Origin of the sequence: Streptomyces sp. SID9727, assembly GCF_010550605.1 — a bacterium.
In the GTDB taxonomy this organism is placed as follows: Bacteria; Actinomycetota; Actinomycetes; order Streptomycetales; family Streptomycetaceae; genus Streptomyces.
On sequence record NZ_JAAGNI010000456.1, the window covers coordinates 1 to 10,855 of the forward strand.

Annotated in this window: 9 protein-coding genes; 7 read left to right on the forward strand and 2 right to left on the reverse strand. The window is 71.9% G+C overall.

The genetic code is table 11. From position 1 onward, the window contains the following. Positions 1–158: 158 nt before the first annotated feature. The gene (locus tag G3I41_RS31760; RefSeq protein ID WP_164403992.1) at positions 159–827 is read right to left on the reverse strand and encodes a DedA family protein; all 669 of its coding nucleotides are present in this window, start codon (positions 825–827) and stop codon (positions 159–161) included. 284 nt (positions 828–1,111) lie between these two features. Here G3I41_RS31760 and G3I41_RS31765 point away from each other — a divergent pair, with 284 nt between their 5' ends. Continuing rightward, complete coding sequence (locus G3I41_RS31765) at positions 1,112–3,835, forward strand: cellulose binding domain-containing protein (protein ID WP_343242263.1); 2,724 nt, start codon at positions 1,112–1,114, stop codon at positions 3,833–3,835. A 106-nt stretch (positions 3,836–3,941) separates the two neighbouring features. Beyond that, complete coding sequence (locus G3I41_RS31770) at positions 3,942–4,469, forward strand: hypothetical protein (protein ID WP_164403993.1); 528 nt, start codon at positions 3,942–3,944, stop codon at positions 4,467–4,469. A gap of 137 nt (positions 4,470–4,606) precedes the next feature. Here G3I41_RS31770 and G3I41_RS31775 read toward each other — a convergent pair whose 3' ends face one another. Next, the gene (locus G3I41_RS31775) at positions 4,607–5,491 is read right to left on the reverse strand and encodes a sugar isomerase (protein WP_164403994.1); all 885 of its coding nucleotides are present in this window, start codon (positions 5,489–5,491) and stop codon (positions 4,607–4,609) included. Positions 5,492–5,676: 185 nt separating this feature from the next. On the opposite strand from G3I41_RS31775, the gene G3I41_RS31780 reads away from it, so the two are divergent. The 5 genes from G3I41_RS31780 to G3I41_RS31795 form a co-directional block, all read left to right on the forward strand. Then, entirely contained in the window at positions 5,677–6,477 is an 801-nt protein-coding gene (locus G3I41_RS31780) for a DeoR/GlpR family DNA-binding transcription regulator (protein WP_164403995.1), read from the forward strand. Between the two features lie 558 nt (positions 6,478–7,035). Then, on the forward strand, positions 7,036–7,170 hold the full coding sequence (locus tag G3I41_RS37570) for a hypothetical protein (protein WP_275408467.1): 135 nt from the start codon (positions 7,036–7,038) through the stop codon (positions 7,168–7,170). A gap of 38 nt (positions 7,171–7,208) precedes the next feature. Further along, entirely contained in the window at positions 7,209–8,384 is a 1,176-nt protein-coding gene (locus tag G3I41_RS31785; protein ID WP_164403996.1) for a Gfo/Idh/MocA family oxidoreductase, read from the forward strand. A gap of 279 nt (positions 8,385–8,663) precedes the next feature. Beyond that, positions 8,664–9,662: an MBL fold metallo-hydrolase gene (locus G3I41_RS31790; protein WP_164403997.1), complete on the forward strand. Its 999-nt coding sequence runs from the start codon at positions 8,664–8,666 to the stop codon at positions 9,660–9,662. Positions 9,663–9,724: 62 nt separating this feature from the next. Then, positions 9,725–10,855, forward strand: a 1,131-nt coding sequence (locus tag G3I41_RS31795; RefSeq protein WP_239081940.1) for an ATP-binding protein, incomplete at its 3' end; no start/stop codon positions are given.

Genomic DNA, 10,855 nt, shown 5'->3' on the forward strand with positions numbered 1-10,855 from the left:
CGCCGCCCGGGACAGCCGCCCCGCCGAGCGGCGGCCTGACGCGCCCGGCACCCCGGGGGAACCCTCCAGCACCCTGCCCCGCTCCTCCGCCTCGCGCCCGGGGCCTCCTCGCCGGGGCCCGGTCGGCCGAACCATAGTTCCCGGGCCGCCCCCGTGCATCAGGCACCCCGGCGGTGCCGCGCCCGCGCCGTCGCGCGTGACCGGACGCGCACCACGACGTACAGCGCCAGCGCCGCGACGACGAGGACCAGTACGGCCTCGGAGAGCACGCCCACGTAGGAGCCGACGGTGTCCCACTGGTCGCCGAGCCAGTAACCGGCCATCACCAGTACGGAGTTCCACGCCAGGCTGCCCACCGCCGTCAGACCGAGGAACGTCGGCAGCGGCATGCGTTCCAGGCCCGCCGGCACGGAGATCAGGCTCCGGAAGATCGGCACCATCCGGCCCAGCAGCACCGCCTTCGTGCCGTGCCGCAGGAACCACGCCTCGGTGCGTTCCAGGTCGGAGGCCCTGACCAGGGGCAGCCGAGCCCACAGGGCGTGCACCCGTTCCCGCCCGAACAGCGCCCCGATCCAGTACAGGGCCGCCGCCCCCGCCACCGAACCGAGCGTCGTCCAGAACAGCGCGGAGGCGAGCGACAGCACCCCCTGCCCGGCCGCGAACCCGGTCAGCGGCAGGATCACCTCGCTCGGTAGCGGCGGGAACACGTTCTCCAGCGCGATGGCCAGGCCGGCCCCCGGCGCGCCGAGGGTGTCGATCAGGTCGGCCGCCCAGCCGGCGAAGCCTCCGGCGGGTTCCTGCGGAAGAGCGAGCGGGACGAGGTGCATGGAGGCTCCAGACGAACGGGGAACCGAGGCGTTCTGCCCGGCTCCCCGCCACGCTAGGAAGCGGGGGAGCACGCCGGTATGAGGGTCGCCGCCGTCCGGGATGCGGTTTACCGCAGGTGCTCGCGTCGAAGGCAGCACGCCCAAGTCATCCGATGAACCTTGCCTGTTCTCTTCTCCCGGAGGAGTGACGCCGCTACCATCGGGACGCGAAATGGGAGCGCTCCCACATCCGTTCACGCCCTTCACCGCCTTTGTCGGCGGACCTGTTCGGAGAGGACGTTTCCGTGCGCTCAAGCGCAAGACCCTTTGCCACCCTGGTGGCGGCACTCACCCTCACAGCGGGGCTCTTCGCCAGCGGCGCCCCGGCGTCAGCGAAGGAAGACGACGCCGCGCCCGCCGCCCAGGCATCCGATGTGTCCCTCGCGGCGGACACGTACGACTGGAAGAATGTCCGTATCGACGGCGGCGGTTTCGTCCCCGGGATCGTCTTCAACCGGTCCGAGAAGAACCTCGCCTACGCCCGTACCGACATCGGCGGCGCCTACCGCTGGGACCAGGCCGGCAAGCAGTGGAAGCCGTTGCTCGACTGGGTGGACTGGGACCACTGGGGCTGGACCGGGGTGGTGAGCCTCGCCTCCGACTCCGTCGACCCGGACAAGGTGTACGCCGCCGTGGGCACGTACACCAATGACTGGGACCCGACCAACGGCGCGGTGCTGCGCTCCTCGGACCGGGGCGCGACCTGGAAGGCGAGCACGCTGCCGTTCAAGCTCGGCGGCAACATGCCGGGCCGGGGCATGGGCGAACGCCTCGCGGTCGACCCGAACAAGAACTCCGTGCTGTACCTCGGCGCGCCCAGCGGCAACGGCCTCTGGCGGTCCACCGACTCGGGCGCCACCTGGTCCGAGGTGACGGCCTTCCCCAACCCGGGCGACTACTCCCAGGACCCGACCGACACCAGCGGCTACGGCAACGACAACCAGGGCATCGTCTGGGTGACGTTCGACGAGCGCAGCGGCAGCAAGGGCAGCGCCACCCAGGACATCTACGTCGGGGTCGCCGACAAGGAGAACACCGTCTACCGCTCCACGGACGGCGGGACCACCTGGTCGCGGATCGCGGGGCAGCCGACCGGATACCTGGCGCACAAGGGCGTACTCGACTCCGACAACGGCTACCTGTACCTGACCCTGAGCGACACCGGCGGCCCGTACGACGGCGGCAAGGGGCAGATCTGGCGGTACACCACCTCGACCGGTGAGTGGAAGGACGTCAGCCCGGTCGCCGAGGCGGACACCTACTACGGCTTCAGCGGGCTCACCGTGGACCGGCAGCATCCCGGCACGGTGATGGCGACCGCGTACAGCTCCTGGTGGCCCGACACCCAGATCTTCCGCTCCACGGACAGCGGCGCGACCTGGACCCAGGCGTGGGACTACAGCAGTTACCCCAACCGCTCCAACCGCTTCACCCAGGACGTGTCCTCGGTGCCGTGGCTGACCTGGGGCGCCAACCCGACGCCGCCGGAGACCACGCCCAAACTGGGCTGGATGACGGAGGCGCTGGAGATCGACCCGTTCGACTCGAACCGCATGATGTACGGCACCGGCGCGACGATCTACGGCACCGAGAACCTCACCAACTGGGACTCCGGCAGCCAGTTCAAGATCACGCCGATGGTGAAGGGCCTGGAGGAGACCGCCGTCAACGACCTGGCCAGCCCGCCGTCCGGGGCGCCGCTGCTCAGCGCGCTCGGTGACATCGGGGGCTTCCGGCACACCGACCTCGACGCCGTGCCGGACATGATGTTCACCTCGCCCAACCTCACCTCCACCACGAGCATCGACTTCGCCGAGAGCAGCCCGAACACGGTGGTCCGGGTCGGCAGCGCCGACGCCGCCCCGCACATCGGTTTCTCGACGGACAACGGCTCCAACTGGTTCCAGGGCTCCGAACCGTCCGGGGTGACCGGCGGCGGCACGGTCGCGGCGGCGGCCGACGCGAGCGGCTTCGTCTGGAGCCCCGAGGGCGCCGGTGTGCATCACACGACCGGGTACGGGAGTTCGTGGTCGGCTTCCACGGGGATCCCGCAGGGCGCGACGGTCGAGTCGGACCGGAAGAACCCGAAGAAGTTCTACGGGTTCAAGGCCGGCACCTTCTACGTCTCCACGGACGGCGGCGCGACCTTCACGGCGAAGGCGTCGAGCGGCCTGCCCACCGAGGGCAACGTCCGCTTCAAGGCGGTGCCCGGCGCCGAGGGCGACATCTGGCTCGCGGGCGGCGCCACGGCGGGCGCCTACGGCCTGTGGCACTCGACCGACTCGGGGGCGACCTTCACCAGGCTGAGCGGCGTCGCCGAGGCGGACTCCGTCGGCTTCGGCAAGGCGGCGGCGGGCGCCTCGTACCAGACCCTCTTCGTCTCCGCGAAGATCGGCGGGGTGCGCGGCATCTTCCGGTCGACCGACGCGGGCGCCACCTGGACCCGCGTCAACGACGACGCCCACCAGTGGGGCTGGACCGGTGCCGCGATCACGGGTGACCCGCGCGTCTTCGGCCGGGTGTACGTCTCCACCAACGGACGCGGGATCATGTACGGCGATTCCCCGGACGGCGACGGGGGCGGCACGGACCCGGGCACCGACCCCGGCACCGATCCGGGCACGGACCCCGGCACCGACCCCGGTGACGCCGCCTGTTCGGTGACGTACAAGGTCACCAACCAGTGGTCCGGCGGCTTCCAGGCCGATGTGACGCTCACCAACACGGGTAGCACGGAGCTGGACGGCTGGAAGCTCGCCTGGACCTTCCCGGACGGGCAGAAGGTCGGCCAGATGTGGAACGCGACGCCCGCCCAGGACGGGGCGAAGGTGACGGCCGCCAACGTCTCCTGGAACGGCCGGGTGGCGCCGGGCGCGTCCGCGGGCTTCGGCTTCACGGGCACGCTGACCGGCGGCAACACGGCACCGGACACCTTCTCGCTCGGTGAGGAGGTCTGCGCCACCGGCTGACGCGGGGCGCGGGGCCCCGCGTCGGGGGGCGGGCCGGGCGGCCCGGGCCCGTCCCCCGGCACGGCCTTACTGGCCCCGTACAGGTTCGTCGGCCATACTGCCCGCCGTGGAGCAGCGCATAGACCCGAAGACCCAGCCCGCGTACGCCGCAGGGACCGACCCGGCGTACATCCCCGGTCTCACGGCCCCCCGACCCGCCGAAGCGGTGGCGGAGGAGCCGGAGAACACCGAGGCACCCGCCCCCGAGGACGCCGTCGCGGACGCGGTCGCCGAGCCGCCGGCCGACGAGGCGCCGGTGGCGCAGGACGAGGAGCACGAGGAGGAGCAGAAGGAGAGCGGCGAAGAGGCTTCCGAGGGGCCCTCGTTCGAGGTGAGCGACCGGCGCGGCTCGATCTCGGCCGGTCCCGGCGGCGTCCGGTTCACGCTGGACGACCAGCAGGCCGACTTCGGCTGGGACGAGATCGGCGCGGTCGAGCTGAAGCCGGCCCGCTTCGGCCGCCGGTTCACGGTCACCGTCCACCTGTCGTCCCAGCGCTGGTTCAACGGCGAGGTCGAGGCGCCGTCCCGCAGCAGCCTCAAGGAGTGGACCGAGGGCTTCGACGCGGTCCTGGACACGCATTTCGAGGAGTCCTGAGCGAGGGCTCCGGCCGGCCCCGGCCCCGTCCCTTCCCCGGACCAGGGCTCCGCGCCTGGAACGCCGGACGGGCTGGAATCCAGCGCGTCCGGCGTTCGAGGTCCGGGGGTCCGGGGGTCCGGGGGCAATGCCCCCGATCAGGCGTCCGCCAGGACCACCGAGCGGGTCAAGTGGCGGGGGGCGTCCGGGTCGAGGCCGCGGGCGGTGGCGCGCGCCACCGCCAGGCGCTGGACGCGGACCAGGTCGGCCAGCGGGTCCAGGCCGCTCTCCACCCAGCGGGCACCGGTCTCCAGGAGCTGTTCGCGCAGGCCCTCGGGGGCGGCGCCGAACATCCAGGTGGCGGTGGTGTCCGTGGCGATGGAGATCGGGCCGTGGCGGTACTCCATCGCGGCGTACGACTCGGTCCAGGCGAGCGACGCCTCCTTCATCTTGAGCGCCGCCTCGTTGGCGAGGCCGGCCGTCCAGCCGCGCCCGAGGAACGTGAACTGCGCGCAGTCCACCAGGCCCTCCGGCAGCGGCTCGTCGAGCGCCCGCTCCGCGTCCCGGACCACGGCGTCGGTGTGCAGGCCGAGGTGCGCGCGCAGCAGCGTCAGCAGCGTGGTGGCGAACCGCGTCTGGACGACGGACTGTTCGTCCGCGAAGTCGAGGACGACGACCGCGTCCGCGGCCGTCATCACCGGCGTCCCCGGGTCGGCGGTGACGGCCACCGTGGGTGTGGTGCCGCGCAGCCGGTCGAGGAGTTCGAGGACTTCGGTCGTGGTGCCGGAGCGGGTGAGCGCGACGACCCGGTCGTAGCGGCGTCGGGCGGGGAACTCGGACGCGGCGAAGGCATCGGTCTCGCCCTGCCCGGACTCCTCACGGAGCGAGGCGTATGCCTGAGCCATGTAGAACGAGGTGCCGCAGCCGACGACGGCGACGCGCTCGCCCGGCGCGGGCAGCGCGGCCGCGTGACTCGGTGCCAGCTCCGCTGCGCGGCGCCAGCACTCCGGCTGACTGGCGATCTCGACCTCGACAAATGACACTTTTGCACTCCGTACTGGTGATGGGATGCTCGTTTACGCACGTTACTCGCGATGAACGCGCATTATCAAGCATTCTGTATGCGTGGGGCTTGACTCGCCGGAGCCTTGTGCGACGCTTGCGCCTGTCCGGTGATCGCGCCCAAGGGGACGGGTGCCCGCAGCCCGGACCTGTGAGGAGAACCGTCTTGTCCAGGGATGCCCGGTGGAACGCACTGCTGGAACTCGTAGGTAAGAACGGCCGGGTGGACGTCGAGGACGCCGCGAGGGCACTGGACGTCTCGGCCGCGACCATCCGGCGGGACCTGGACCAGCTCGCCGAACAGCAACTGCTCACCCGCACCAGGGGCGGCGCGATCGCCCACGGCGTCAGTTACGAACTGGCCCTCCGTTACAAGACGGGGCGCAACGCGCCCGAGAAGCAGGCCATCGGCCGCGCCGTCGCCGAACTCGTCGCGGTCGGCGAGGTGGTCGGCCTCACCGGCGGCACCACCATCACCGAGGTGGCCCGTTCGCTCGCCGTCCGCGCGGACCTGGTGGGCGACGGGGCCGGGGCCACGGTGGGCCAGCCGACGCTGACGGTGGTGACCAACGCCCTCAACATCGCCAACGAGCTGGTGATCCGGCCGCAGATCAAGATGGTCGTCACCGGCGGAGTCGCCAGGCCCCAGTCGTACGAGCTGACCGGCCCGCTGGCCAGCGGGGTGCTCGGCGAGATAACGCTCGACGTGGCCGTCCTCGGCGTCAACGCCATCGACACCGAACGCGGCGCCTACGTGCACCACGAGGGCGAGGCCAGCATCAACCGGCTGCTCGCCCAGCAGGCCCAGCGCGTGGTGGTCGCCGCCGACTCCTCGAAGATCGGCAAGCGGGCCTTCGCCCGGGTCTGCGACCTCTCCGTGGTCGACTTCCTGGTCACCGACCGGGGGATCGCCCCCGAGGCGTCCGCCCGCTTCACGGAGGCCGGCGTCACGGTCATCGCCGTCTGATCGCCAGGGCCTTCAGGGCAGTTCGAGGGCAGGCCCTCGCCGCCGTACCCCCGGCGGGCCGCCGCGCACACGTCGCGCGGCGGCCCGCTTTTCCGTGCACAATCCAGGACACCCAAACCGGTTCGGACCGCCGAAGCGTGCGTGGAGCGCCTTATTCTTGCCCGCAGATGTTCGTTATCTCTGCGAAATGAACAACTCTTGCCATACCGGTGCGCGGTCGTGAACTATGTGCCTGTCGCCGCGAAGGAGCGGCGGCCGCGCTTCCGCGAAGCGCGTGCCGCCTCCACGCATGCGGGACGTTCTCTCGCTCCCTCAGCCCTGGAGGTGCCCGTGGCGCTGGCAGACACGCCGGTCACAGCCAAGACGCCGGCAACGAGAGGGCCGACGGGAAGCGCGTCGAGACGCCGCTGCGCGTCCTGGGTCACCTGGCCGCCCCCTTCCGCGCGGAGAAGCTCCCCGTCCTCGGCAACGGCACCGAGGACAGGCACTGGACGCACGCCTCGCAGGGGTGACGTCCCTCCCACCGCCAGGGGCGACTCCGAAGCCGCACCCACCGCCATGAGCGGCATCCAGCCGGACGTCGTCGCCGGCCGAAGGCCGGTCTCCGCCTTCAAGGACGAGCCGCGCGAGCGGCGCTCCGGCGCCGGGGACAAGACGCGCGCCGAGCCCGAGGCGTCGCTCGCCGACCAGTAACCTCCGCCCGCACGACCCGCACCAATGAAGGGAATCCCGTGTCAGACCTGCGACTCGGCGTCATCGGACTCGGCCTGCGCCGGTCCATCGCGACGTCGGCCCACCACCCCGGCAAGGGATCGGCGATCACCGCCGTCTGCGACCTCGACCCGGAGGTGCGCAGCCGCGAGGCCGAGCGTTTCGGCGCCGAGACCGCGGTCGAGGACTACAAGCTGCTGCTCGGCCGGGACGACCTGGACGCGATCATCGTCGCGACCCCGGACGACACCCACGAGGTCATCGCCATCGACGCCCTGAGGGCCGGCAAGGCGGTCTTCGTGGAGAAGCCGCTCGGCATCTCCGTCGAGAGCTGCGACAACATCCTGCGCGCCGCGTACGAGACCGGCACCCGGCTCTACGTCGGCCACAACATGCGCCACATGGGCGTGGTCCGGCTGATGCGCGACATCATCGCGCGCGGCGACATCGGCGAGCCCAAGGCCGTCTGGGTGCGCCACTTCGTGGGCTACGGCGGCGACTACTACTTCAAGGACTGGCACGCCGACCGCACCCGTACCACCGGCCTGCTGCTCCAGAAGGCCGCCCACGACATCGACGTGCTGCACTGGCTGGCCGGCGGCTACACGCAGCGCGTCAACGCGCTGGGCGACCTGCTCGTCTACGGGAACCTGCCGCGCCGCGAGCCGGACACCCCGCGCCCGGAGAACTGGCTGCGCGAGTTCGACTGGCCGCCGACGGCCCGCAAGGACCTGCACCACATCGTGGACGTCGAGGACGTCTCGGTGATGAACATGCGGCTGGACAACGGTGTCGTGGCCGCCTACCAGCAGTGCCACTTCACCCCCGACTACTGGCGCAACTACACGGTCATCGGCACCGAGGGCCGGCTGGAGAACTTCGGCGACGGCCCCGGCGACGAGGTCAAGGTCTGGAACACCGGCCCCAGCGGCTACCGCGCCGACGCCGACATCACCTACCGGGTGCCCGAGGCCAAGGGCTCCCACGGCGGCGGCGACGGCCGGATCATGCAGGAGTTCGTCCGGTTCGTCCGCGACGGCGGAGTCACCGACACCTCCCCGGTCGCCGCCCGGATGAGCGTCGCCGCCGGTGTCCTCGCGACCCGCTCCCTGCGCGAGGGCGGCGCCCCCCACGAGGTGCCACCGCTCGACCCGGAGCTGATCGCGTACTTCGAGCGCGGCCAGGTCCGTTCCTGAGGTCCGGCCGCCCGCACCACGGGTCCCCGGCGCACCGCTCCACGCGGTCGCGCCGGGGCCCCTGCGGCGTCTCTTTTCGGCCATGCTCAGCGGGTAATCGCCCCCTTCCGGTTTGGCGGCGCGTCATCCCGTAATAGTGACGAAGCCGGTCCGAAGTGGTCTCGTACGGTCACCGCCCAGCCATCCACGTGGTCGCGCAAGGTCTATTTCAAGCCAATGACGCGCCCATCTGGCCGGTCTCGAACACGCGACCGGAAACCGGTCGGCATAATCGCGTCCATGTCGATCACGGGTGGGGATGTCGTTGACCTTGGCAGGGGCCTGTACGCCTGGCTCCCGCCGAAGCGTGGCTGGGGGCTGGCCAACTGCGGCCTGCTCGTCTCGCCCCGTGGCGCACTGTGGATCGACACGCCGTACGACCCGGTGCTCGCCGGCCAGTTCCTCGCCGAGTCCAGCAAGCGCCTGCCCGCCGGCGCCACCATCGACCGGGTGATCGTCACGCACGCCAACGGCGACCACTTCTGGGGCGCGGGCGTGCTCCCGGACGCCGAGATCATCGTGACCCGCGAGGCCCGGGCGCACATCCACTACGAGCCCTCGCCGCAGCAGCAGCACGCGCTCGTCACCGGCGGCGACCCGGCGACCCCGCTCGGGGCCTACCTCGCCCGCCACTTCGGCCCGTTCGACTGGTCGCAGACCGAACCGGTCCGGCCGACCACCTACTTCACGGGCGAACTCGAACTCAGCCTCGGGGACTACCCGGTGCAGATCACCTCGCTCGCGCCCGCGCACACCACCGGCGACCTGATGGTCCACCTGCCCGCCCAGTCCACCGTGTTCAGCGGCGACATCATCTTCTCGTCGTCCCCCGAGCAGCCCGGCGACCACCCGATCCACTGGGAAGGGCCGCTGAGCAACATCATCGGGGCCTGCGAACAGGTGCTGGCGACCGGCGCCGAAACGATCGTCCCCGGCCACGGCCCCGTCCTCGACCGGGCCGGCGTCCGCGAGCACATCGCGTACCTCGAGTACATCCAGGAGCGCGCCCACACCCTGCACGCCGCGGGCGTCCCCTCCATCGACGCCGCCCGCCAGGTCATCGCCGAGGGCCGCTACCCCGGACTCGGCCTCCCCGAGCGGCTGGTGGTGACCATCGGCAGCGAGTACCGGCAGCTCGACGGCTCGGAGCGGCCCAGCGTGGTCCAGGTCATGACCGACGTCGCCACCGTCGCCCACGAAGTGGAGCAGGTCAGTGAGCCGGCAGGCAGCGCGGGCTGACCGCGCGGTCCCGCCCCGGGCACGACGGCGGACCGACCCGACGAGAGAAACGCGGTAACGGCATGGCATGGATCGTCGCAGTGATCGCCGTCGTCGCCGCGGTGGTGTACTTCTCCCGCGCCTACCGGGCCGGCCTCTCCGAGCAGCAGGCCGTCACCCGCGCCGAACTCGCCGAACGCCAGGCCAAGGCCGCCGAGGTCCGCACCGCCGCCCTCCTGGACGAGATCCGGCAGCTCGCGCGCCGGCGCATACCCGCCGCCGCCCTCGCCCTCTCCCACCCCAGCGCCACCGTCCCCGGACTGCGCGAGGCGGCCGAGGTCGACGGCGGCGCCGCCCTCCTGCTCACCGAGGCCGTCCAGGCCGCGCGGACCGCCGTCCTCGAAGAGCGCGGACGCGTCGACGCCGCGGCCCGCGCCGCGATGCGCGGCACCTCCGCCAAGATCCAGTCCCTCCTGAACCAGTCCCAGCAGCTGCTGCACGAGCTCCAGCACGAGTACGACGACCCGCGCATCCTCCAGCTCGACTTCCGCAACGAACTCGCGCTGCGCCGCACCCAGTCCACCGCCGTCCTGTGCGACGCCTGGCCCGGCCTCGCACGCCAGAACTCGCCGCTGGTCGAGATCGTCCTCGGCGCCCAGTCCCGCGTCGCGGGCTACGAGCGGATCAAGGTCTCCAACCACCTGCGCGACGAACGCCTCGCGCTCGCCGCCCGCGCCGCCGAACCCCTCGCCATCGCCCTGGCCGAGCTCCTCGCCAACGCCACCGCGTACTCCCACCCCGACACAGACGTCCAGGTCACGGTCCAGCAGAGCGGCGGCCGGGGCGCGTTCCTCGTCGTGGACGACGCCGGCATCGGCATGGACGAGGACGCCCTCCAGCGTGCCCGGGCCCTGCTCGCCGGACCCGCCGAGGTCCTGCTCACCGAGCTGGGCGATCCGCCGCAGACCGGCTTCGCGGTCGTCGGCCGGCTGGTCGTGCAGTACGGCTTCGACTGCCACATCGAGGCGTCCCCGTTCGGCGGCATGCGGACGATCCTGCGCGTCCCGGCCCACCTGCTCACCGTGCTGGACGAGGACCGGAACCTCTCCACCCTCGCCCCCGCCCCCGTGGCGGCCGCCGCCGCGGCCCAGCCCGCCCCGACCGGGACGGACGCCCCCGCGCCGGACACCGCCGGACCCTCCGGACTGCCCAGC